The sequence below is a fragment of the Paracidovorax sp. MALMAid1276 genome, from assembly GCF_049198005.1.
Lineage (GTDB): Bacteria > Pseudomonadota > Gammaproteobacteria > Burkholderiales > Burkholderiaceae_C > Acidovorax.
This window is the reverse complement of sequence record NZ_JBMIRS010000106.1, coordinates 1-22,252: the sequence shown is the minus strand read 5'-3', so window position 1 is coordinate 22,252 and position 22,252 is coordinate 1. Positions and strand designations below refer to the sequence as shown.

The window sequence follows — 22,252 nt, the reverse complement described above, 5'->3', positions numbered from 1 at the left end:
TTGGTTTTGGCGAATCAGGCCACACCCGCCTTGGGCGCAAAGCGCCGCGCGATGTAGTTCTCCACGATCTGCTGAAACTCCTGCGCAATGCCTTCGCCGCGCAAGGTCATGGCCTTTTCGCCGTCGATGAACACGGGCGCTGCGGGCGCCTCGCCGGTGCCGGGCAGGCTGATGCCGATGTCGGCATGTTTGCTCTCGCCCGGGCCGTTGACGATGCAGCCCATCACGGCCACCTTCATGCCTTCGACGCCCGGATAGCGCACACGCCACACCGGCATCTGCGCGCGAAGATAGTCATCGATCTGCTTGGCCAATTCCTGGAACGTGGTGCTGGTGGTGCGACCACAGCCGGGGCACGCCGTCACGCTGGGCACGAACACCCGCAATCCGAGTGCCTGCAGGATTTCGGAAGCGACCACGACCTCCTGCGTGCGCGCCTCGCCGGGCTGGGGCGTCAGGGACACGCGAATCGTGTCGCCGATGCCCTCCTGGAGCAGCACCGACAGCGCGGTGGCAGAGGCCACCGTTCCCTTGGTGCCCATGCCGGCCTCGGTCAACCCCAGGTGCAGTGCATAGTCACAGCGGCGAGCCAGCTCGCGATACACGGCGATCAGGTCCTGGACACCGCTGACCTTGCACGAGAGGATGATCTGGTCACCGTTCATGCCCATCTGCTCGGCCCTCTGGGCGGATTCGATGGCCGATGCGATCAGCGCCTCGTACATGACCTGCCGGGCCTCCCAGGGCGTGGCGCGGCGGCTGTTCACATCCATCAGGCCGGCCAGCAGCTCCTGGTCCAGGCTGCCCCAGTTCACGCCGATGCGCACCGGTTTGTCCCAGCGCATCGCGGCGTCGATCATCTGGCCGAACTGCAGGTCGCGCTTGTTGCCCTTGCCCACATTGCCCGGGTTGATCCGGTACTTCGACAAGGCCTGCGCGCAGTCGGGGAAATCCGTGAGCAGGCGGTGCCCGTTGTAATGAAAGTCGCCCACCAGCGGAACGCTTTCGCCCATCCGGTCCAGCTGCTCCCGGATATAGGGCACCGCAGCGGCCGCCTCCGGCGTGTTGACCGTGATGCGCACGAACTCGGAACCGGCCTGCGCCAGCTCCTTGACCTGGATGGCCGTACCGATGGCATCCACGGTGTCGGTGTTGGTCATGGACTGCACGCGCACGGGCGCATCGCCGCCCACCGTGACCACCCTCGAACCCCACACCACCCGCGCCTGGCGCGATCGCCGCGGCAGCGGCGAAGCCAGCGGAACAGGCCCTGCATCTCGCTGTAAGTTGTCCACTTATTTCACCTCGAAGCGCGCGACGTTCTCGCGAGCCACTGACGACAGTTCAAACGGTTTGCCGCGCACCAGCACCTCCGTGGCATCTGCGCGACCGACCACCACGGCCAGCGGCACCGTCCCGGAAACGGAAACCACCTCGGCCGGTGCCAGGTTCCTCTGCAGAACAACGGCACCCGACGCATCCTTGACCTGGACCCAGGACTCGCTGCGCGCGCGCAGCTGCAACAGGCCAGCGGCAGCGACGGGCGCACTGGCGGGGGTTGCGGTCGACGGCGCGGCCTGCGCAGACGGCACCGATACCGCAGCAACAGGTACGGACGCAGCCGCGGCGGGCGGGGGGGCCGACGCCGGGGTGGCTGCAGACACGACGCCGACTTGCGGAGCGGCAGCAGAGGGCGCGGCCGCACCGGGCAACGCGGGTGATGCCTCCACACCACGCGGGCCGGCGCCCGCCAAATCGGGCACGGCCGACGCCGGCTCGCCCGCCGATGGCCCCTCAGCAGCGCGCGGCTCAGAGCCCGCCAGCTCGCCAGGCGTGCGCGGAAAGTACACGAGGGCCAGGGCCCCCGCCAGAAGCGCCAGCACCACCACCGCCACCGACCGAGAGGCTGCGCCCGAGCCAGGGGCAGAGCCCTTGAACGACGACGCCGACGCCTTGCCCGAGCGGCCTTTCACCGGCGCATTGAGACCTGCGGCATCCGTGCCCAGCTGCGGGCTCTGGCTGCGTGGCAGCAAAGCCATCACGGGCGCGGGGTCGATCTTCAGTGTCCGGCACACACTGGAGGCCAGCGCCCGCACGAACACCGTGTCCGGCAACACCTCGTAGTTGTCGGCCTCCAGCGCCTCCAGCTTGCCCACCGGAACCTTCAGGGCCACGGCCAGGGCCGCAATGTGCATTCCGGCGGCGATGCGCGCCTCTCTCAATAGCGTGCCGGCCGTCACGCCGGCATCCGCCGTCACTCCATCAGTCATTGAAGGCCCCACGCTCGTATGCGCCCATTTCCTTGGATTCTGGATACCGCTTGCGCAACTGGTCGGCCAGCTGGCGCATGGCCACCGTGTCGCCGATGGCGCGCTCGATCTTGATGCCCAGCCACAGCGTTTCGGCGTTGGACAGCTCGCTGTTGTTCAGGCGCCGAATGTAGAACTGCGCGCGCGTGTGTTCACCGCGCCGAAACAGCAGCGAAGCCAGGTGATACCCCACCACAGGGTTGCCCGCGTCCACCTCGTAGGCCTTGAGCAAGGACTGCTCGGCTTCTGCAAACTGGCCAGCGCTGGACTGGCACAGCCCGCGCGCCATCAGCGTCTTGCCGCGCGCGGTATACGCAGGGTTGGCAATGGCGCGCGCGAACTGCGCGTCGGCCTCGGCAAACTTTTGCTGCTGGCACAGCAGCCAGCCATAGTTGTGCTGAATGTTGGGATCGTTGCCACGCAAGGCCATGGCCCGGCGGAAGCTGTCGTCTGCCTGGGGGAAGTCGGCCATGCGCATGAAGATCAGGCCGCGCAGATTGAAGGCATCGGGGTATGTCGGGTCTGCAGCCAGCGCCTGCTTGACCTCGTCCAGGGCCACGGTGGTCTGCCCCCTCTCGAAGTAGTTGGCCGCCAGCTCCAGCCGGATGCGCGCCCTGCGCCGCGATTCGGGTTCGTCCGAGGCGGTGAACGTGGCGGCCGTACCTTCGCCGGCGCCAACGTCACCGGGGCGGCTGGCACAACCCTGCAAGACCCCTGCGCACAACACTGCACCCCATGCTGCGAGTGTCCAGCGACCGAACTGCCGCCAGCGTCCAACCAATCCCACCATGCAGTGCCTCCTTGATGCGTGTGCTGAGTTACAAGACCCCCGGAGGGGTTCGATCAAACAACCGGCTTGAGCACGATTGTGCGTTGCTTCGCCATGCGCTCCGCCGCGCGTGTACGGTCCTTCACATCGCCCGCGAGCTGGCCGCAGGCGGCGTCGATGTCATCGCCGCGCGTCTTGCGCACGGTGGTCACGATTCCGGCGTCGCTCAGGATCTTGGCAAACGCAAGCACCTGATTCTGCGGCGAACGCAATAGCCCCGACGCGGGAAACGGGTTGAAAGGGATCAGGTTGAACTTGCAGCGCACGCCCGCGCCGCGCGCGGGCTTCACAAGTTCCACCAGCTGCCGTGCGTGTTCGGGCGTGTCATTCACTCCGTCCAGCATGCAGTACTCGAACGTGATGAAGTCGCGCGGGGCATGTTCCAGGTAGCGGTTGCAGGCCTCGAGCAGCTCTTGAACAGGGTATTTGCGGTTGAGCGGAACCAGGTTGTCGCGCAAAGGGTCGTTGGGTGCGTGCAGCGACACGGCCAGCGCCACGGGGCAGTCCTGCGCCAGCCTGTCCATCATGGGTACCACCCCCGAGGTCGACACAGTGACCCTTCGGCGAGACAGCCCATATGCGTGGTCATCCAGCATCACGCGCAGCGCCGGCACCAGCGCCGCATAGTTCTGCAGCGGCTCGCCCATGCCCATCATCACCACGTTGGAGATGACGCGGTCTTCACGGTGGAGGCGCTTGCGCAGCGCATGTTCGGCAAACCAGAGCTGCGCGACGATCTCACCGGTGGTGAGGTTGCGGCTGAAGCCCTGATGGCCCGTGGAGCAGAACCGGCAGCCCACGGCGCATCCGGCCTGGGAGGAGATACACAGCGTGCCTCGGTCATCCTCGGGAATGAACACGGCTTCCACCGCGTTGCCGTCGCCCACGTCGAACAGCCATTTCACCGTGCCATCGGACGACACGTGCTCTGAAATGACCGGAAGGCTCTCGACCCTCGCGCAGCCCTTGAGCTTGTCGCGCAGGCTCTTGGCCAGGTCGCTCATGGCGTCAAAATTGCTTGCGCCACGCTGATGCACCCAGCGGAACAGCTGGGTGGCACGAAACCGCTTCTCGCCCAGCTTTTCGCAGAATGCGGCAAGCCCGTCGAGATCAAATTCCAGCAGATTGGTGGTCGTCATTGCGCAGGGCTCCGTTTCGGCCTGGCGCAACAGTCCCCATGGCGCAGGCCTCCCGCAACTGCGGGAACAGGCATGGGGATCAACGCCATATCAGCGCGAGTAGATGTTGAGGCCAGGGAAGAAGAACGCCACTTCCACGGCGGCGGTTTCGGCAGCGTCCGAGCCGTGCACGGCGTTGGCGTCGATGCTGTCGGCAAAGTCGGCGCGGATGGTGCCGGGTTCGGCCTTCTTGGGGTCGGTGGCACCCATCAGTTCGCGGTTCTTCAGGATCGCGTTCTCGCCTTCCAGCGCCTGGATCATCACCGGGCCGGAGATCATGAAGTCGACCAGATCCTTGAAGAAGGGGCGCTCTTTGTGCACTGCGTAGAACTGCTCGGCTTCCAGGCGCGACAGATGGGCCATGCGGGCTGCCACCACCTTGAGGCCGGCGGCTTCAAAACGGGCGTAGATCTGACCGATGACGTTCTTGGCCACTGCGTCAGGCTTGATGATGGAGAGAGTGCGTTCGATAGCCATGTTGATTTTCCTGATTGGATGTTGCTGAAACTCGTTTGTCCATCGGACAAAGCCCTCGATTCTAACCGTGGATGCCCACGGGAGGGCTTAGCGCCCACCGCGCCTGGAGCCTCCGCCACCGGGGCGGCGCTTGCTGTCCTGGCGGTGGCGGGAGAGGCTGTCCATGCCGATATAGCCGACCGATGTCTTCATCGGATCCGGCTGGGCGGAGCCCCGCTGGTCGCCGGCGGCCTGGCCATCACGCCGCCCCTTCGGGCCCCGTTGCGCCCCGCCTGCGGCCGGATTCCCGCCGCGCGGCCCATTGCCTCCCCGGTTGCGCGCGTTGTTGTTGGAGCCCCCGCGCCCGCCACGGCCCGGCGCCGCGCCGGCATCCGCGCGGCCCGTAGCAGACTCCGACCGGCCAGCGCCCTGGCCCGCGCCTGCAGCCTGCATCAGCGCGCGGATATCACTGTCGTCCAGTTCGAGCCAGGCACCGCGCTTGAGGCCTCGGGGCAACACCATGGCGCCGTAGCGAATGCGGATCAGCCGACTGACGGCGTGCCCCACGGACTCCATCATCCGGCGCACTTCACGGTTGCGCCCTTCCGAAATGGTCACGCGGTACCAGCAGTTGGAGCCTTCGCCACCGCCGTCCTCGATGGAACCAAACGATGCCATGCCGTCGTCCAGACGAACGCCATCCAGCAGGCGCTGCTTCTCCTCGTTGCTCAGCGCGCCCAGCACGCGCACGGCGTACTCACGCTCCAGGCCGAAGCGAGGGTGCATGAGCTTGTTGGCCAACTCGCCCGAACTCGTGAACAGCAGCAGACCCTCGGTGTTCAAGTCCAGTCGCCCCACCGACTGCCACTTTCCCTGCGCCAGGCGCGGCAGCTTGCGGAACACGGTGGGCCGGTTCTGCGGATCGTCATGGGTCACCACTTCACCCACCGGCTTGTGGTAGGCGATCACGCGCGCCGGCGGTGGGTCAATGCGGTAGCGGATGGGCTTGCCGTTGACCTTGACCTGATCTCCGTACTGGATGCGCTGGCCGATGTGCGCGGGCTCGTTGTTGACAGAGATGCGCCCTTCCAGGATGAGCTGCTCCATCTCCAGGCGCGAGCCGAGGCCGGCCTGGGCGAGCACCTTGTGCAGCTTGGGGGTTTCGACCTGTGGCGCAAGCACCCGCTTGCCCGGGACGGTCTCGGGCGCCGCCTCATCCTCGTCAAAACGGCCCGACACCACGTCCGCAAACTGATAGCCATCCACACCCCGGCCCGGGGCCTTGCGCTGCTTGCCGCCTTTGCCAGCCTCACGGGGCTGCGCAGAACCCTGCCCTGCTGCACTCGCATCCGGGCGCGGCCCGCGCTCGGACGGGGATGGCGATGGGCCGCTTGCAACCGCAGCCGCAGCCGCACCCGCAGCCGCAGCCGCCGCCGAGTCAGCCTTCTCCGGCATGCCCGGATCGCCCGCAACGGGGGTTGCTGGCGCATCTAGCGAAGCCGCCGCAGCCGGCGGACTCACCTCAGCCGCCCCAGCCACGCTGTTCGCCGGGTCGTCGCGCTGCACTACGGCGTCCGCCGGCGAATCTGCGGCCGCCGGCGCCTTCTTGCGGGGCGCGCGCCGCGCAGCAGGCTTTGGGATGTCCGGCGTCAAGTGCGCACCCTCTGCTGGACGCTCTGCGTCTTGACCTTCGGAGCTCGAATCGTTCATCAACTGTTTCCCTGGGTGCCATCCTCGGCACCATCACGATGGTTGTCGCGGAAGCCATCCTCCGCGGTCTGAAAAAAATCACCCGAGATCCCCTGCGGGCTCACTGCATGCGCTGCATCGTCAGCCACGGCAACGTCCGTCGGCTCGTCCGACCCCGAGACGCCATCGGTCCCACCGGGCAACTCCGGTGGCGCTTCTATCACCCCCTGAGCTGCAGCCGCCATGGCCTCCAGCACATTGGCATTGCCCGTGGGGTCGTCCAGCACCGGCAGCTGGTCCAGCGACTGCAAGCCCATGTCATCGAGGAACTGCCTCGTGGTGGCAAAGAGCGACGGGCGGCCCACCGTCTCACGGTGTCCGATGACCTCCACCCAGCCCCGGTCTTCCAGCTGCTTGATGATCAGGCTGTTCACCGTGACGCCTCGGATGTCCTCGATGTCGCCACGCGTGACCGGCTGGCGGTAGGCGATGATCGCCAGCGTCTCCATCGTTGCGCGCGAATACCGCGGCGGCTTCTCGGGATGAAGGCGGTCGAGAAACTCGCGCATTTCGGGGCGGCTTTGAAACCGCCAGCCTGTGGCCACCTGCACCAGTTCCACACCTTTGTGCGCCCATTCCAGCTGCAGTTCCTGCAGCAGGGTTTTCAAGGTGTCCGAGCCCAGTGCCTCGTTGAACAGCACGCGCAAGTCGCGCAGAGGCAGGGGCAGCTGCGCGCAGATCAGCGCGGTTTCGAGGACCCGTTTGGCATCCACCGTATTCATGGTTCAGCGATTCCTGGACAGGTGCCGCGCGAGGGCGGGCGGCACATCAACATCAGGGGGCAATCAAGGGCACCGGCCTCATGGAGCGTGGGGGCAGGTGCAAAGCGGGGGCCCGGCGGGAGTCCGTCTGCGGGCGCGGGCCGTTTCGGCCGTCAGGGTGCATTGTAGCCCAGGCCCCACAGCGCAAGCCCTTGGCGCATGTCGTCCGGCAAGGGCGAGTGGAATTCAAGCGCCTCGCCGCTGAACGGGTGGGTGAACGCCAGGCGGTAGGCATGCAGCGCCTGGCGCCGCATCGGCCCAGCAGCGACTCCGCCATACAGCTCGTCCGCCAGCAACGGGTGCCGCAGCGACGCCATGTGAACCCGGATCTGGTGCGTCCGCCCGGTGTGCAGGGTGCACCGAACCCAGCACCCCTCGTCCACACTGCCAAGCAGCTCAAAGTCGGTGCGCGCTGGCTTGCCCGCATGCACCGCCAGATCCACGACCGCCATGCGCAGCCGATTTCGGGGGTCGCGTCCGATCGGCGCATTCACGCTGCGGGCCTGAGGTCCAGTCCATGCGCCATGCGCAAGCGCCTGGTACTGCCGCTGCACCTTGCGCTGCGCGATCAGCGCCACCAAGGCATCCATGGTGGGGCGGTTGCGGGCCACCACCATCAGGCCGCTGGTGTCCTTGTCGAGCCGGTGCACGATGCCTGCGCGCGGCACGTGCAACGCCTTGTCGTCGCGCGCCAGCAGGCCGTTGAGCAAGGTGCCGCTCCAGTTGCCAGGCGCCGGATGCACCACCAGCCCGGCAGGCTTGTTGACGACCAGCAGATGCTCGTCTTCAAACACCACGTCGATGGCCATGGCCTCGGGCCGAAACGCCTGGCTTTGCTGGGTGGGCCGCATCTCCAGCACCAGCTCGTCGCCCGCCTTGACGCGTGTCGACGCCTTGAGCGCCTGCGCAGCATTCAGGGTGAGCAGCCCCTGCGCCAGAAGCTGTTGCAGGTAGCTGCGCGAAAACTCGGGAACGAGATCGACCAGCGCCTTGTCCAGCCTCTCGCCGTGCTGCCCGGGCCCCACGCGCATGCGCCGCATTTCGCTGGGCGCGTCCGACAGCAGGCCTTCCGCCTCTTCGCCCGCCAGCGCCGCTTCGGCCTCATCCCCATCTGGCGAATCGCTCCGCCCGTCGGGAGAAGCGCCTTGCAGCGGGCCGGTGACCACGGGCTTCAACGGGAGGGGAGATAACGGGCGGGATCGACGGGCTTGCCCTGGCGGCGGATCTCGAAATGCAGCTTGACGCGGTCGGCGTCGGTATTGCCCATCTCGGCAATCTTCTGTCCCTTGCGCACGGCCTGGTCTTCCTTCACCAGCAACGTCTGGTTGTGGGCATACGCCGTGAGGAAGGTGTTGTTGTGCTTGAGGATCACCAGATTGCCGTAGCCGCGCAGGCCCGCTCCCGCATACACCACACGCCCGTCGGCTGCCGCCAGCACCGGGTCGCCCGCCTTGCCGGAAATGTCAAAGCCCTTGTTGCGCGCTTCGTCAAAACCGGCAATCAGCGAACCCGCTGCGGGCCAGATGAAACCAATGTCGTCTTCGGCCGGGCCAGACGGGGCCGTGCTGGCGGGCGCCGGGGCGGCCGGCGCGGCCGCCACTACGGGCGCAGCAGGCGCGGATGCCGCTGGCTTGGGGGCGCTGGCCGCCGATGCCACCGGCGCACTGCCCGGGGAGGTCGGGGTCACGGTGGACGATGTGACCGGGCGTGTGATGACGCCGCCGGGATCGGCAGGTGCGCTGGCCTGCACGGGGGGTGCCGGGGGCGCCACGCGCAAGACCTGGCCGACCTCGATCAGGTTGGCGTTTTCGAGGTTGTTCCAGCGTGCGATGTCTTTCCAGCTCTGGCCGGATTCCAGGCCGATCCGGATGAGCGTGTCGCCCGGCTTGACCGTGTAGAAGCCGGGCTTGCCCGCGTTTTCCAAGCCTGGCAAGGGCTTGACGGGGGCCCCCACCACCACACCGGGCTGAGAGCCCGGCGCCGGCGAGGATGAAGTGCCTCGGTCTTCCACAGGAGCCTTGCTCAGCCGGGTTCCGCAGCCGGAGAGCACCAGCCCCGCCAGCGCCACGGCACACCCAACCACAAGACCACGCGATACGAACATAAGCATTTCCCTTTAGGCAATCCCCGATTTTAGAGGGACAAAATGAACGGGCTCGAGCACGGTTTGTTTCAATCCGTGTGGGGTTTTGTCGATCACCAGCAACATTTGCTGCCCTCCGGACAGGGCTATGGGCGCCACCAGCCGGCCGCCTACCGCCAGTTGGTCGCACCAGGCCTGGGGCACCGCATCGCCGCCCGCAGCGGCAATGATGGCCGCATAGGGAGCGCCTTTGGCGTAGCCCAGCGTGCCGTCGCCAAACAGCAGATGCAGATTGGCCAGGCGAAATGCGCGCAGGTTGTCGCGCGCCTTGTCGTGCAGGCCGCGCAGCCGCTCCAGCGAATACACCTCGCGGGCCAGCTGGCTCAGCACGGCCGCCTGATAGCCGCAGCCGGTGCCAATCTCCAGCACACGCCCCAGGCCACCGGACCTCGCACCCTCCGCGCCCAGCAGCAGTTCGCACATCCTGGCAACCACGCTGGGCTTGGAGATGGTCTGGCCCAGGCCGATGGGCAGGCTGGTGTCTTCGTACGCCTGGTTGACCAGCGCGCTGTCCACAAACCGGTGCCGCTCCACCGCGCCCATGGCCTGCAGCACCTGGGCGGAGCCGATGCCGCCGGCCGCCAGCTTCTGCACCATGCGCGCACGCACTGCGGCTGAGTCCAGCCCCACGCCCACGGGCGATGAAACGGCCGAGGGGCGCCGCGCCACCGGGGATGGCGGTGGCATCGTCCGTGCGGGCGCCGGTGCCGGTCCGGCACCGGGCAAGCGGGCCGGAAACCCCGGGCGGCGCTGCATCACCCGCCCGCGGCGGCAGAAGCCCCCGCGACCAGTTGCGAGGCGGTTTGCGCCCAGTAGCCCAGGTTGTCGTGGTCCGTCAGGTCCACCTTCAGCGGCGTGATGGACACGTGGCCCTGCGCCGTGGCATGAAAGTCCGTGCCCTCGGCGTCGTCCTTGGCAGCGCCGGCTCCGCCGATCCAGTACATGGCCTCTCCGCGGGGGCTTTCCTGCACGATCACGCGCTCGGCCGCGTGGCGGCGGCCCAGGCGGCAGAGCTTGATGGGGCGCAGCGCAGACAGCGGCATGTTGGGAATGTTCACGTTCAGCAGCCAGGGCGATTCGCCCACCAGGTTCTGCGAACGCATCAGCGCCACCATTTCACGGGCCTTGGCCGCCGCAGCCTCGATCTCGCCCCACCCCTTGTCGACCTGCGAAAACGCAATGGCCGGAATGCCGAACAGATACCCCTCCATGGCGGCCCCCACGGTGCCGGAGTAGATGGTGTCGTCGCCCATGTTGGCGCCATTGTTGATCCCCGATACGACCAGATCGGGCCGGTAGCCCAGGAGACCGGTCAGGGCGATGTGCACGCAGTCGGCCGGGGTGCCATTCACATACCGAAAACCGTTGTGCGCCTTGTGCACATACAGCGGCGAGTGCAGGGTCAGGGCGTTGGATTTGGCACTGTTGTTGTGCTCGGGGGCCACCACCTCCACCTCCACCCCTTCAAGGGACTGGAGGGCATCGTGCAGCGCCACGATGCCGGGCGCCTGGTAGCCGTCGTCGTTGGAAATGAGAATCTTCATGGTCGCGGTCGAGATTGCAACGGATTGTAGGTGGCGCGTTGCCGACCTCGCCGGGCGGGGATCGTGCGCGCCGATCCGCTCCCCCGCCGCGCGGTCCGTCGCTCGTGGGACAACAGGGCCTGGGGGCCGCACCTATCATGCGGCCATCCCTCACAAGACCCCTGGAGACCCTTCACATGCACGCTTGGCTCTGCACCAACCCCACCGGCGTTGAGGCGCTCGCCTGGACCGAACTGCCCACGCCCGCACCCAAGGCCGGCGAGGTGCTCATCGAGATCAAGGCCGCCAGCCTGAACTTCCCCGATCTGCTGATCGTGCAGAACAAATACCAGATGAAGCCGCCCCTGCCCTTTGTGCCGGGCTCGGAATACGCCGGTGTGGTGGCGGCCGTGGGCGACGGCGTCACCCACCTCCAGGTCGGCCAGAACGTGGCCTGCCTCTCCGGCACCGGCGGCTTCGGCACCCACACCATTGCACCCGCCGCCCTGTGCATGCCCTTGCCCGACGGCTTCTCGCACGTGGACGCCGCCGCGTTCATCATGATCTACGCCACCTCGTACCACGCGCTGGTCGACCGCGCGGCCCTCAAGGCGGGCGAGACCGTGCTGGTGCTGGGTGCGGCCGGCGGCGTGGGCACCTCGGCCATCCAGATCGCCAAGGCCATGGGCGCGCGCGTGATCGCTGCGGCCTCGAGCGACGAGAAATGCGCGCTGTGCACCTCCATCGGCGCCGACGCCACCATCAACTACAGCAAGGACAACCTGCGCGAGTCCATCAAGGCCCTCACTGACGGCAAGGGCCCGGATGTGATCTATGACCCCGTGGGCGGCGACTTTGCCGAACCCGCCTTCCGCTCCATCGCCTGGCGCGGGCGCTATCTGGTGGTGGGGTTCGCCTCCGGCCCCATTCCGGCGCTGCCCTTCAACCTGGCGCTGCTCAAGGGCGCGTCCATCGTGGGCGTGTTCTGGGGCGACTTTGCCAAGCGCGAGCCCAAGGCCAACGCCGCCATGATGGGAACGCTGGCGCAGTGGTATGCACAGGGCAAGATCAAGCCCGTGATCGACCGCACCATGCCCATGGCCGAGCTGCCCGCCGCCTACGCCCACATGGGCTCGCGCGGCGTGATGGGCAAGCTCGTCATGGTCAATCCCTGAGCGGTTTTGCGCCCGCCGGGCGGCCCTGCGCCGCCCGCACAAACCCCGGCCGCTGTGTCACACTCGCGCATCCCAGCCCCCTGACTCTGGTGCCCGTACATGGCCGACCGACCCCCTTCCGAGATAGCCCGCGAAACCCTCAAGCAGCTGGCGGGACGGCGACTCCCCCCCACCCCGGACAACTATCTCGCGCTCTACGACGAAATCTCGGGCACGCGCAGCCCGCAGCCGTTCCCCGAGGGGGCGCTTTCCGGCATCCAGCGCGTGCTGCCCGCCCAGACCCCGGCGCAGAAGCGCCTCGCCAGCCAGTTCGAGCGCGCCATCATCACCAAGGACTGGACCGCGCTGCAGAGCGTGATGGTGGGTTATGCCAACCTGGGGCTCAACCCCGCCGCCAGCGCATCCAAGCCCATCGAAACGGCCGACTCGCCGAACGCACTGGGCGTGCTGCCGCCTGAATTTTCGGAAGCGCTGGCCCGGCTGATCGACAACACCCTGCCCGCCCTGGGAGAGGACGACGCGCGCGTGCTCGACATGGCGAAGCAACTGCTCACCTTTCTGCGCGAACCCACCCCTGCGGTGGCCACGGCGCAGCAGCTGCTGGGCAATTTTGCGTACCGCGCCTCGTTTGCCACCGAAGACCAGGCCGCCATCCGTGCCACGCTGCTGGAGCTGCTGCACATGGTGTTCGAGAACATCGCCGTGCTCAGCGCCGACGACCGCTGGCTGCAGGGCCAGGCCGAGGCGCTGATGAGCGCGTCCACCCCGCCGCTGACCCTGCGGCGCCTGGACGACGTGCAGCGGCGGCTCAAGGACGTGATCTTCAAGCAGACCGAAGCCCGCGCACGCAGCCTGGAAGCCCAGGAGCAGATGAAGGACATGCTGGCCATGTTCATCGAGCGGCTGGCCCTGATCACGGCCTCCAGCACCACCTACCAGGGCACCATGGAGCGCTGCGCCGAACTCATCGGCAAGGCCACCACGCTCCAGGAAATCGCCCCCCTGCTGCAGGAAGTGATGAGCGCCACGCGCGCCATGGCGCTGGACAGCCGCGTCACGCACGATGAGCTGGAAGACCTGCGCCAGCGCACCGAGGCCAAGCGCGCCGAAGTGGCCAGGCTGCAGGACGAGCTGGACCGTGCAAGCGCCCAGGCCCGGCACGACCCGCTCACGGGCAGCCTCAACCGCAAGGGCCTGGATGAAGCAGCCGAGCGCGAGATTGCGCGCGCCCGCCGCCTGGGCGCACCGCTGTGCCTGGCGCTGCTGGACGTGGACAACTTCAAGACCATCAACGACCGGCTGGGCCATGCGGGCGGCGATGCGGCCCTGGTGCACCTGGCGCAGGTGGCGCGCGAGGTCATGCGACCGCAAGACCTGCTGGCCCGCTATGGCGGCGAAGAGTTTGTGCTGCTGCTGCCTGACACCGCCGTGGACAGCGGCATCGCAGCCATGACGCGCCTGCAGCGGGAGCTGACCACGCGCTTCTTTCTGCAAGGCACCGAAAAAGTGCTCATCACCTTCAGCGCGGGCGTGGCCCAGCTGCAGGACACGGAAAACAGCACCGACGCCATCCTGCGCGCGGACAAGGCGATGTATCTGGCCAAGCGCTCGGGCAAGAACCGGGTGATGGCGGCGTGATCGGGCACACCCCCCTGAGGCGCTGCGCGCCTTCCCCCCGCTCTCGCATTGCTGCGCAATGCGGGCAGGGGGACGCCGCCAGCGCGGCGGGGCGGCCCTTGCGCGGCGGCCCTGGCCTGGGGCCGCGCCGGTTTTGACGGCCGCGCCCCCCGGAGCCCCCTTGCAGATTCACGACCCACAACGGCGGCGGTTTGTGCAGCAGGCGGTCGTGTCCGCCGCTGCCACCACCCTGCCCCGCTGGGCGTGGAGCAACCCCGTGTCGGTGGCGACGGACCCGTTTGCGCTGGGTGTGGCCAGTGGCGACCCGGTGGCGGACGGCGTGGTGCTGTGGACGCGGCTGGCGCTGGCGGACCAGCCGGCGCTCATGCAGAGTGCCCACACGGTGCGGTGGGAGGTGGCGCACGATGCGCGGTTTGCGCAGATCGTGCAAAAGGGCGAAGCCACCGCCCTGCCCCTGCTGGGCCACAGCGTGCATGTGGAATTGCGCGGCCTGGCGCCGGGCCGGTGGTACCACTACCGCTTTCTGTGGGGCGGCGCTGCCAGCCCCGTGGGCCGCACGCGCACCGCCCCGGCAGCGGGCGACCTGCCCGCCACACTGCGCCTGGGCTTTGCCTCGTGCCAACGCTGGGAGCACGGCCACTACGCCGCGTGGCGCCATCTGGCCGCCGATGCGCCCGATCTGGTGCTGTTCCTGGGCGACTACATCTATGAGTACGCCACGCCCAAAAGCACCGCCGACCTGGCCCGCACCCACAGCCTGCGGCATGCCAGCACGCTGGCCGACTACCGCGACCGCTACGCGCTGCACAAAAGCGACCCCGCCCTGCAGGCCGCGCATGCCGCCGCCCCCTGGGCCGTGATCTGGGACGACCACGAGGTGCAGAACGACTACGCCGCAGGCGCCGGGCGAGGCGACGCGGCGCAGTTCCTGGAACTGCGCGTCGCCGCGTGGCAGGCCTTTTACGAAAACATGCCCCTGCGCGCCGCAGCACTGGGCGCTCCGGCCGCCGAAAGCCGGTGGGACGCGCTGCAGCTGTTTCGCAGCCTGCGCTGGGGCCGTCTGGCGCACATCCACCTGCTCGACAGCCGCCAGCACCGCCACGGGCAGGCCTGCCGTGCGCCGCACACCGCCAGTGCGGGCGCGGTGCGCGCGGCCGACTGCGCCGAACTTGCCGACCCCACCCGCACGCTGCTGGGCGCAGCGCAGGAGCGGTGGCTGCAGGCCCAGCTGGCCGACGCCGCCGCCAACGCAACCGCCGCGCCCAGCGCCACCCGCTGGAGCGTGCTGGCCCAGCAAACCCAGTTCTCGCCGCGCCGCTACCCCTCGGGCCTCACACCCACCGATGGCTGGGACGGCTACCCCGCCGCCCGCACCCGCCTGCTGCAGGCCCTGGCCCAGCACCCGCCGCGCAACACCGTGCTCCTGGGCGGCGACATCCACCAGAACTATGTCTGCCGCGTGCATGCCCAGCCCGGCCAGCCCGAATCGCCCGTGCTGGCCAGCGAGTTCTGCGGCACATCCGTCAGCTCGCGCTCGGGCACCACGCAGGACAAGGTGGACGCCATCGCGCGGCACAACCCGCACGTGCTGCTGGCGCGTTGCGACCAGCGCGGCTACGGGCTGGCCGACATCACGCCCCAGCGCTGGACGACCACCCTGCGCGTGGTGGACGACCCGATGCAGGCGGGCAGTGCCGTCAGCACCCAGGCGCGCTTCGTGGTGGAAGACCAGCGCCCCGGGCCGCAGCGGGCCTGAGCAGTTGCGCCACCGCCTGTCCGGCCCTGCACGGTGCGGCGGTGCAGCGCAGTGGCGGCCGAGCGCCGCAGCGCGCCAACCGACAAACACTGCGCGGCACCTTGCGCTCACATCGCAGCTGCCGCGCTGCACATTGCGCACTGAACACTGCGCACTGCACATGGGCATTACTCATTTTTTGATAGCTGTCAGCGCTTATTGGATAAGCGCTGAGGCCGATTTTTAACCAAATATCAGCCGGATGTAGCCTGATGTAACGCACCCCACCCACGCCGCCGGGCTCCCGGTACCATGGCCGCTTCTTGCACCCAAGGAGACGCCCCATGGCCCCCACCCACGCCGACACCCGCGCCGACACCCGCGCTCAGACCCACGCCCCCATCCACACACCCGCCGCATCGGCCCACGCCTCGCTCCCCGGCTCGCCCGCCACCGCGCCCTCATCCGCGCCGGTCAGCCGCCCGGCCCCGCGCGCAGCCCTGGCCGCCGCAGCACTGGCCACGCTGGTGGCTGTGGCCGGTTGCGCCAGCGGCCCCGCGTCCCAGTTTGCGTACACCGTGCCCGCCCAGCCCGAGGGCTCGTCGGGCTACACCGAAAAGCCCGGCTGGGCCACCGAGAAGTTCGCCGTGGCCGCCGCCAACCCGCTGGCCACCGACGCGGGTTACCAGATCCTCAAGGCCGGTGGCTCGGCCGTGGATGCGGCCATTGCCGTGCAAATGGTGCTGACGCTGGTGGAGCCCCAGTCCAGCGGCATTGGCGGCGGTGCCTTTTTGCTGCACCACGACGGCCGCGCCGTGCAGGCCTATGACGGCCGAGAGACCGCCCCGGCGGCGGCCGATGAAAAGCTCTTCCTGGGTGCCGACGGCAAGCCCGTCGCATTCCACGACGGCGTGGTGGGCGGCCGCTCGGTGGGTGTGCCGGGCACGGTGCGCATGCTGGAGATGGCGCACAAGCAGCACGGCAAACTGCCCTGGGCCACGTTGTTCCAGCCCGCCATCACCCTGGCCGAAGGCGGCTTCAAGGTCAGCGCGCGCCTGAATACCCTGGTCAAGGCCGACGCCCACCTCAAAAAAGACCCTGTGGCCGCTGCCTACTTCTACAAGCCCGACGGCGATGCGCGCGACGTGGGCTTCAACCTGCGCAACCCCGAGCTGGCCGCCGTGCTGCGCCGCATTGCCGCCGAAGGCAGCAAGGCCTTGCACGAAGGCGAGATCGCCCAGGCCATCGTCGACAAGGTGCAAAAGCACCCCACCAACCCCGGCAAGCTCAGCATGGCCGACCTGGCGGGCTACCAGCCCAAACGGCGCGAGGCTCTGTGCCACGACTACCAGGTGCAGACCAAGGACTACCGCGTGTGCGGCTTCCCGCCGCCCAGCTCCGGCGCCATCGCCATCGGGCAGATCCTGGGCATCCTCAAAAACACCGACGCCGCTGCCAAGCCGCTGCAAGATGGCATCCCGTCGGCCGACTGGCTGCACCTGTACACCGAAGCCGCCCGCCTGGCCTTTGCCGATCGCGCGCTGTACGTGGCCGACCCCGACTTCGTGCAGCCCCCGGCGGGCAGTTGGAGCAGCCTGCTCGCCCCCGCCTACCTGGCCGACCGTGCCAAGCTCATCGGCACGCAAAGCATGAAGGTCGCCCAGCCCGGCAAACCCGGCGCCGTGCAAACCAGCCACGCCCCCATGCCCGACCAGCCCGAATACGGCACCAGCCACATCAGCATCGTCGACGCCCACGGCAACGCGGTGGCCATGACCACCACCATCGAGGACGCGTTTGGCGCACGCCAGATGGTCAAGGGCTTCTTGCTGAACAACGAGCTCACCGACTTCAGCTTTGCCCCCGCCGACGCGCAGGGCCAACCGATTGCCAACCGCGTGCAGCCCGGCAAGCGCCCCCGCTCGTCCATGGCGCCCACGCTGGTGTTCGACAAGGCCACGGGCCAGCTTTTGATGAGCGGCGGCAGCCCCGGCGGCGCAGCCATCATCCACTACACCGCCAAGACGCTGTACGGCGTGCTCAACTGGGGCCTGATGCCCCAGCAGGCCATCAACCTGCCCAACTTCGGCTCGATGAACGGCCCCACCCTGCTGGAAGAAAAGCGCTTCCCGCCCGCCACCGTCGAAGCCCTGCGCGCCCGTGGCGCCGAGGTGCGCGAGCAGAACATGACCAGCGGCCTGCAGGCCATCACGCTGGGCAACGCGCATGGCAAGAAACTATGGATGGGCGGCGCCGACCCGCGGCGCGAGGGCGTGGTGATGGGGGATTGATGAAGGAAGGAGGGGTGGGGGCTGGGCGAAGCTTCGCCTTCCTTCATCCCCTTCATGCCGTTCAGACCATTCAAACCGTTCACGCTGAGCCTGTCGAAGCGCCGCGCGATGCACCGAGAGGCTCAGCCGGAACTAAACCAGATCAATGCCATGGTCCGCACACCACTGGCGAAGGCGCAACTCGGTGGCGGTGCGCTCATAGGCAAACCAGGCCTCCAGTTGGCCCCTGCGATCCAAAAAATCCTTGAACCGTGCGTACGCCCCGCGCCGGTGAAAAAAATCGCGCACCGTGTCCACACTGCCCGGCAGCACCTTTTCCGTGAATTCCATCACCAGATCCCGGCCCAGGTCCAGCTCCCGCTTGTCCGGCAATGCCAGGTAGGGGCCGGTGTCGATGTCCTCCGGCAGGGCTTCGTCCAAATCCAGCTCCAGGTCGCTGGAAACGATGTGCACCGTCCCGCGCTCCAGGCTCACCAGCGCCCGTGTCTCCATCAGGTCGGCCATGGCACAGAACTCATAGCCGTCGAGGATTTTGCTGAACTTTGCGGTGGTCATGGGCGCGCCCGTTTTTCCTCAGCCTCAACGTTTGAAATGAGCGGCCGCCAAAGGCGAAAGCCCTTGAACGCCCCCACGATGCAAGAGCCAGGTCGCCGCGCTCATACCGCTCCGGCAAAAACCAGCGCACCGCCCACAACGGCGACGACGCACAGGTTCAAAAAGACCGCTGCGTACCAGCGCAAGATAGTTCGGGCTGACTGCGGCAGCCGCCGCAGCGCGGGGCGGTTATCACTGAGCCTGCCAAGATCCGGGTGGAACCAAAAGGCGGCCCATGCGCCGGCCCACAACACGGCCACCAGCGGTACGGCCACGGCAATGAGTTTTCCAAGAGCCAGGCGACCCGGAGCAACCGACGTGAAGATTAGTACCCAGGCGAGGGTAATCACGGCAAAGATGGCCGCGATGAGCATCCAACGAACTGGGTGAACCTTTATCGCGAAGCCGGTGTAGATATTGGGAGTCATGCTGAATGAAAGTGGATGCGAGGGCTGCCCCCCCAAGCTCGTCAAAGGGGTGAACGGCATCTCCTCGGTATTGTTGGCTGCCGCTTGAACGCCTCGCTGTTGCTTTCGGATAGATGAACGCGCTGGCCAAATGCAATCCGCACAGTGCGAAGCGCCCCAGTTGCAGCGAGGAAACCATCCAGAATTGAGAAAAACATAGCAGCCTACGCAAGTTTGGCAGGCGCTACAGCCCGATCTACCTTAGGACCTTGTGCTCTCTGCTTGCATACGCTTTACGCTGCGCAAGGGGCGGGACAAAAGCACCAATGCAGGCTTTGTGCGTCCACTCGCCACAACGTTAGGTCTCTTGATGAAGCCCAGCATACCGGGCCACCCACGCATACTTGGCTCGATCTTTGCCCAACAAGTACTGGGTGATCTTCATTCGGACCACTGCGTCAGATTGTTGAAGGACCGAGCGGACTTCAACATCGCTAGCCTTGGCGTTGCCGCCTAGGCTGACAGCTATGTCGAAGTGTCGATCACCGTCCGCTGGATGACCTGCGGCATAGCATACCGCTCCCAGTAGATTGTGTGGATGCGGACTGGTGGGCGAGGTCTCAACAGCCGACAAGCCAGATTGGCGGGCTGCGTCGAGATTACCCACGTCACGAAACGCGCCTCCTCGACTTGTCAGAAGTGCACCGAACGCTCGTTGGTCTCCTTGAAGTGGCGCGTCGGCGTACTTCTCCGAGGCCTCGATTGCCTTGCGCGGCATACCGGCAGCCCTGAGCGAACTGCAAGCCTTGACCAGATGCCACGGATCGCCAGACGCGAGAAACGCACGCCGATAGTAGGTTGCCAGCACATTGAACAGCTTCTCTCCTTTGAGCCATCTAAGCTCGTCTTCAGACAACTGTTCTCGTGCCTCAAGCTTCAGGAGAACTGGCAAGAGGTGAGAGAGTCGAACCAGGCTGGGAGGGATGTTGTACCTTTCAGCAAGCGCCTGAAACTGCCGACGGGTTGTCTCCGCCGCCTGCCAGACTAGAAAGGGTTCACGGAGCTCGTCATTGAGTACAACCTCAGAGAATGCTCCTTGGAGAAAGCTCTCAGAGTTGAACGTCATGGCACCATGTTCTGTGAAGCGAATGGCGAGCAAAGGAACGTACCCCTCTCGTTCAGTGACGGATGTCACGACCCCATTGCCATAACTCGTGTGTCGCACTGCTGTGTTCGCGAGCGCCGCCCAGTGCGCGAAGTGGCGTTGAGCGAAGGCGGCGAATTCGACACCGCCAACGACGTTGGCATTTTGTGGCATGGCGCGCGGAGACCTATCGATCAGCGTTTATCTGGCGCAACCCCAGTTGCGGGCAAAGTGCAGCGGCATTCATAGCGTCAAATAACCCTCATTGGAGTAAGCCGCGGCCCCCAGGGCAAGGGAGTCACACGGGCTAGAAGACTGCTCGGCAGTCAGCCATGCACGGCTGAGAGCATTATGCGCAACGCCCCTGGGGAGGACGGGAGACTTTTGCGCAACAGCGCGTCGCAGCCCCAACAGACCGAACGTGGGGTCGGTTCTGGTTGTTTCCTTCTTCGACTTTCTCCGTGGACCCGCACTCTGGCGTGGAGCGGCGCCACCACTTGTTTGAAGAGCGGCTGCAGCGGGCCGTGAAGAAGGCCGTGGCGCAAGCCGGTATCTGCAAACCGGTGTCCGTGCACACGCTGCGGCACAGTTTTGCCACGCACCTGCTGCAGTCGGGCACCGACATCCGCACCGTGCAGGAGCTGCTGGGCCATAGCGATGTGTCCACCACCATGATCTACACCCATGTATTGAAAGTGACGGCCGGGGGCACTGCCAGTCCGCTAGACTCCATGAAAAACGCCTCTATCGCTTATCCATCAAGCGCTGACAGCTATCAATAAGTGAGTAACTGGCGACCTACAACCACCGCGCCACCACCCCCGGCACACTGGCCACCAGCATCGCCACGCCCGACAGCGTGAGCAACCCCAGCACCACCTGCTTGAACCGCGCCTCGCTGATGCCCAGGTACAGCCGCGCGCCCAGCAGCGAAGGGACCAGCATGGCCGGGATCACCAGTGCCAGCAGGGGCAGCGTGGTGCGGGTGATGAGGCCGGTGGCGGCGTAGGTGGCAAAGGTGACCAGCAGCATGGCCAGGTTGAAGTTCTGGATGATGGCGCGTTGCACGTCTTTGTCCAGCCCGCGCAGGGTGCACCACAGGGTGGGCAGCACGCCGGTGAAGCCGCCTAGGCCGCCCATCACGCCGCCCGCCAGGCCCACGGCGGCGTCAGCCACGCGGCCCCCGGCGGTGATGCGGGGCAGCTAGCGGGCCAGCAGCATGGCGGGGCACCAGACGACGAGCAGGGTGCCCAGCACGAGCTTGAACGCATCGGCATTCAGCCGGGGCAGCAGGGCCACGCCCAGCGGGATGCCCGCCAGCCCGCCCAGCACAAAGGGCAGCAGGCGGGTCTTGTCAAAGCCGCGCCGCACGGTGGCGGCGGCCACCAACTGGCCCGTGAGCGCGCCGCACACGGCGAGCACGGCGGCCAGGCGCGGGTCCAGCGCCCAGGCCCAGAACGACATGGCCACCATGCTGAAGCCAAAGCCCGACAGGCCCTGCACAAAGCCCGCCACTGCCGCGCCCAGCACCACCACCCACCACACTCCGTCCATCGCCCTGCCCCGGCTCGGTCAGTACAAGGTGGCCCGCTGGCGTGCAGGCAGATCGCGGTCGTACGCTTCGCCGTCAAAGCTGCCCTGGGTGATGGACGCGAGCAGTGCGCCCGGCGTGGGCACGGGCCGGGGCGTGCCGGGTGGCACGGCGTTCCACAGGCCCGAGCGCTGGATGGCGCGGGCGCACTGAAAGTACACGGATTCGGCCGTGATGACGAGCACGCACTTGGGCGGCTGGCCGTTGACCACAAAGCGCGCGAGCAGATCGGGCGCCACGCTGATGTGGGCGCGGCCATTGACGCGCAGGGTTTCGCCCACGCCGGGAATGAGAAAGAGCAGCGCCACGCGCGGGTCAGTGAGGATGTTGCGCAGGCTGTCGGCGCGGTGGTTGCCACGGCGCTCGGGCAGCAGCAGGGTCTTGTCGTCCAGCAGCTGCACGAATCCCGCCGGGTCGCCGCGTGGCGATGCGTCCAGCCCGACGGGGCCGGTGGTGGCCAGCACGGCAAAGGGCGATGCCTCGATCATGGCGCGGTAGGCCGGGTGCACGTAGGGCACTTCCTTCTGCAGGGAGGCGTCGCTGCAGGGGCCGAGCAGCGCTTCGAGGCGCTCCAGCGTGTCGATGGCGTGTTCGTCGCGGGGAACGGTCATGGCGGGTCTTCTCAGGAAAACTATCAAAACCATAGCTGCCAGCGCTTTATGGATAAGCGCTGGGGCCGCTTTTTACCTGATTAGGTACCTATCTCAGACCGACCCGTTCGCCCTGAGC

Annotated in this window: 19 protein-coding genes and 2 pseudogenes; 5 read left to right on the top strand and 16 right to left on the bottom strand. The window is 67.2% G+C overall.

Going from position 1 to position 22,252, the window contains the following annotated elements; translation table 11 throughout:
• Window positions 1–14 precede the first annotated feature (14 nt).
• From ispG to surE, 11 genes are all read right to left on the bottom strand, one after another.
• Window positions 15–1,295, bottom strand: coding sequence for a flavodoxin-dependent (E)-4-hydroxy-3-methylbut-2-enyl-diphosphate synthase (gene ispG / locus ACOQFS_RS07480; protein WP_421562272.1), 1,281 nt, complete (start codon window positions 1,293–1,295; stop codon window positions 15–17).
• Entirely contained in the window at window positions 1,296–2,270 is a 975-nt protein-coding gene (locus ACOQFS_RS07475; RefSeq protein ID WP_421562271.1) for a helix-turn-helix domain-containing protein, read from the bottom strand.
• A complete protein-coding gene (gene pilW, locus ACOQFS_RS07470; RefSeq protein ID WP_421562270.1) occupies window positions 2,263–3,099 on the bottom strand; it encodes a type IV pilus biogenesis/stability protein PilW in 837 nt (278 codons plus the stop codon). The genes ACOQFS_RS07475 and pilW overlap by 8 nt, the downstream gene beginning before the upstream one ends.
• 53 nt (window positions 3,100–3,152) lie before the next feature.
• On the bottom strand, window positions 3,153–4,277 hold the full coding sequence (gene rlmN / locus ACOQFS_RS07465) for a 23S rRNA (adenine(2503)-C(2))-methyltransferase RlmN (protein WP_421562269.1): 1,125 nt from the start codon (window positions 4,275–4,277) through the stop codon (window positions 3,153–3,155).
• Window positions 4,278–4,367: 90 nt separating this feature from the next.
• Window positions 4,368–4,793: a nucleoside-diphosphate kinase gene (gene ndk, locus ACOQFS_RS07460; RefSeq protein WP_421562268.1), complete on the bottom strand. Its 426-nt coding sequence runs from the start codon at window positions 4,791–4,793 to the stop codon at window positions 4,368–4,370.
• An 87-nt stretch (window positions 4,794–4,880) separates the two neighbouring features.
• Window positions 4,881–6,482 carry a pseudouridine synthase gene (locus tag ACOQFS_RS07455; protein WP_421562267.1) on the bottom strand — a complete coding sequence of 534 codons (1,602 nt, stop codon included), beginning with the start codon at window positions 6,480–6,482 and terminating at the stop codon, window positions 4,881–4,883.
• Window positions 6,482–7,243 carry an SMC-Scp complex subunit ScpB gene (gene scpB / locus ACOQFS_RS07450; RefSeq protein ID WP_421562266.1) on the bottom strand — a complete coding sequence of 254 codons (762 nt, stop codon included), beginning with the start codon at window positions 7,241–7,243 and terminating at the stop codon, window positions 6,482–6,484. Before scpB ends, ACOQFS_RS07455 begins: the two co-directional genes overlap by 1 nt.
• Window positions 7,244–7,395: 152 nt before the next feature.
• Window positions 7,396–8,457: an RluA family pseudouridine synthase gene (locus ACOQFS_RS07445; RefSeq protein ID WP_421562265.1), complete on the bottom strand. Its 1,062-nt coding sequence runs from the start codon at window positions 8,455–8,457 to the stop codon at window positions 7,396–7,398.
• Window positions 8,454–9,386 (bottom strand): peptidoglycan DD-metalloendopeptidase family protein, encoded by a 933-nt coding sequence (locus ACOQFS_RS07440; protein ID WP_421562264.1) that lies wholly within the window; start codon window positions 9,384–9,386, stop codon window positions 8,454–8,456. Before ACOQFS_RS07440 ends, ACOQFS_RS07445 begins: the two co-directional genes overlap by 4 nt.
• Window positions 9,387–9,398: 12 nt before the next feature.
• A complete protein-coding gene (locus ACOQFS_RS07435) occupies window positions 9,399–10,181 on the bottom strand; it encodes a protein-L-isoaspartate(D-aspartate) O-methyltransferase (protein ID WP_421562263.1) in 783 nt (260 codons plus the stop codon).
• Window positions 10,181–10,969, bottom strand: a complete 789-nt coding sequence (gene surE / locus ACOQFS_RS07430) for a 5'/3'-nucleotidase SurE (protein ID WP_421562262.1) — start codon at window positions 10,967–10,969, stop codon at window positions 10,181–10,183. Before surE ends, ACOQFS_RS07435 begins: the two co-directional genes overlap by 1 nt.
• Before the next feature lie 176 nt (window positions 10,970–11,145).
• Here surE and ACOQFS_RS07425 point away from each other — a divergent pair, with 176 nt between their 5' ends.
• The 4 genes from ACOQFS_RS07425 (at window position 11,146) to ACOQFS_RS07410 (ending at window position 17,787) form a co-directional block, all read left to right on the top strand.
• On the top strand, window positions 11,146–12,123 hold the full coding sequence (locus ACOQFS_RS07425; protein WP_421562261.1) for an NADPH:quinone oxidoreductase family protein: 978 nt from the start codon (window positions 11,146–11,148) through the stop codon (window positions 12,121–12,123).
• 99 nt (window positions 12,124–12,222) lie between these two features.
• A complete protein-coding gene (locus ACOQFS_RS07420) occupies window positions 12,223–13,761 on the top strand; it encodes a GGDEF domain-containing protein (protein WP_421562260.1) in 1,539 nt (512 codons plus the stop codon).
• Window positions 13,762–13,927: 166 nt separating this feature from the next.
• Window positions 13,928–15,517: an alkaline phosphatase D family protein gene (locus ACOQFS_RS07415; protein ID WP_421562292.1), complete on the top strand. Its 1,590-nt coding sequence runs from the start codon at window positions 13,928–13,930 to the stop codon at window positions 15,515–15,517.
• Between the two features lie 323 nt (window positions 15,518–15,840).
• Window positions 15,841–17,787, top strand: a complete 1,947-nt coding sequence (locus ACOQFS_RS07410) for a gamma-glutamyltransferase family protein (protein WP_421562259.1) — start codon at window positions 15,841–15,843, stop codon at window positions 17,785–17,787.
• Window positions 17,788–17,919: 132 nt separating this feature from the next.
• On the opposite strand, the gene ACOQFS_RS07405 is transcribed toward ACOQFS_RS07410, so the two are convergent.
• The 3 genes from ACOQFS_RS07405 to ACOQFS_RS07395 all read right to left on the bottom strand — a co-directional run bounded on the left by ACOQFS_RS07405 (window position 17,920) and on the right by ACOQFS_RS07395 (window position 20,106).
• Window positions 17,920–18,342 (bottom strand): hypothetical protein, encoded by a 423-nt coding sequence (locus ACOQFS_RS07405; protein WP_421562258.1) that lies wholly within the window; start codon window positions 18,340–18,342, stop codon window positions 17,920–17,922.
• A 101-nt stretch (window positions 18,343–18,443) separates the two neighbouring features.
• On the bottom strand, window positions 18,444–18,809 hold the full coding sequence (locus ACOQFS_RS07400; RefSeq protein WP_421562257.1) for a hypothetical protein: 366 nt from the start codon (window positions 18,807–18,809) through the stop codon (window positions 18,444–18,446).
• A gap of 337 nt (window positions 18,810–19,146) precedes the next feature.
• Complete coding sequence (locus tag ACOQFS_RS07395) at window positions 19,147–20,106, bottom strand: hypothetical protein (protein WP_421562256.1); 960 nt, start codon at window positions 20,104–20,106, stop codon at window positions 19,147–19,149.
• A 212-nt stretch (window positions 20,107–20,318) separates the two neighbouring features.
• Here ACOQFS_RS07395 and ACOQFS_RS07390 point away from each other — a divergent pair.
• Window positions 20,319–20,714: pseudogene (locus tag ACOQFS_RS07390) on the top strand (tyrosine-type recombinase/integrase); the annotation flags it as partial.
• A gap of 16 nt (window positions 20,715–20,730) precedes the next feature.
• Here the strand turns inward: ACOQFS_RS07390 and ACOQFS_RS07385 are convergent.
• Both ACOQFS_RS07385 and ACOQFS_RS07380 read right to left on the bottom strand, forming a co-directional pair.
• A pseudogene (locus tag ACOQFS_RS07385) lies at window positions 20,731–21,486 on the bottom strand (sulfite exporter TauE/SafE family protein).
• Between the two features lie 18 nt (window positions 21,487–21,504).
• On the bottom strand, window positions 21,505–22,134 hold the full coding sequence (locus tag ACOQFS_RS07380) for a pyridoxamine 5'-phosphate oxidase family protein (RefSeq protein ID WP_421562255.1): 630 nt from the start codon (window positions 22,132–22,134) through the stop codon (window positions 21,505–21,507).
• Window positions 22,135–22,252 lie beyond the last annotated feature (118 nt).

What these genes read in the sequence shown, in the direction of transcription:
- ACOQFS_RS07475 (WP_421562271.1), bottom strand. Translation starts at nt 2,270, where the DNA reads ATGACTGATGGAGTGACGGCGGATGCCGGCGTGACGGCCGGCACGCTA.
- pilW (WP_421562270.1), bottom strand. Translation starts at nt 3,099, where the DNA reads ATGGTGGGATTGGTTGGACGCTGGCGGCAGTTCGGTCGCTGGACACTC.
- rlmN (WP_421562269.1), bottom strand. Translation starts at nt 4,277, where the DNA reads ATGACGACCACCAATCTGCTGGAATTTGATCTCGACGGGCTTGCCGCA.
- ndk (WP_421562268.1), bottom strand. Translation starts at nt 4,793, where the DNA reads ATGGCTATCGAACGCACTCTCTCCATCATCAAGCCTGACGCAGTGGCC.
- ACOQFS_RS07455 (WP_421562267.1), bottom strand. Translation starts at nt 6,482, where the DNA reads ATGAACGATTCGAGCTCCGAAGGTCAAGACGCAGAGCGTCCAGCAGAG.
- scpB (WP_421562266.1), bottom strand. Translation starts at nt 7,243, where the DNA reads ATGAATACGGTGGATGCCAAACGGGTCCTCGAAACCGCGCTGATCTGC.
- ACOQFS_RS07440 (WP_421562264.1), bottom strand. Translation starts at nt 9,386, where the DNA reads ATGTTCGTATCGCGTGGTCTTGTGGTTGGGTGTGCCGTGGCGCTGGCG.
- ACOQFS_RS07435 (WP_421562263.1), bottom strand. Translation starts at nt 10,181, where the DNA reads ATGCAGCGCCGCCCGGGGTTTCCGGCCCGCTTGCCCGGTGCCGGACCG.
- surE (WP_421562262.1), bottom strand. Translation starts at nt 10,969, where the DNA reads ATGAAGATTCTCATTTCCAACGACGACGGCTACCAGGCGCCCGGCATC.
- ACOQFS_RS07425 (WP_421562261.1), top strand. Translation starts at nt 11,146, where the DNA reads ATGCACGCTTGGCTCTGCACCAACCCCACCGGCGTTGAGGCGCTCGCC.
- ACOQFS_RS07420 (WP_421562260.1), top strand. Translation starts at nt 12,223, where the DNA reads ATGGCCGACCGACCCCCTTCCGAGATAGCCCGCGAAACCCTCAAGCAG.
- ACOQFS_RS07410 (WP_421562259.1), top strand. Translation starts at nt 15,841, where the DNA reads ATGGCCCCCACCCACGCCGACACCCGCGCCGACACCCGCGCTCAGACC.
- ACOQFS_RS07405 (WP_421562258.1), bottom strand. Translation starts at nt 18,342, where the DNA reads ATGACCACCGCAAAGTTCAGCAAAATCCTCGACGGCTATGAGTTCTGT.
- ACOQFS_RS07400 (WP_421562257.1), bottom strand. Translation starts at nt 18,809, where the DNA reads ATGACTCCCAATATCTACACCGGCTTCGCGATAAAGGTTCACCCAGTT.
- ACOQFS_RS07395 (WP_421562256.1), bottom strand. Translation starts at nt 20,106, where the DNA reads ATGCCACAAAATGCCAACGTCGTTGGCGGTGTCGAATTCGCCGCCTTC.
- ACOQFS_RS07380 (WP_421562255.1), bottom strand. Translation starts at nt 22,134, where the DNA reads ATGACCGTTCCCCGCGACGAACACGCCATCGACACGCTGGAGCGCCTC.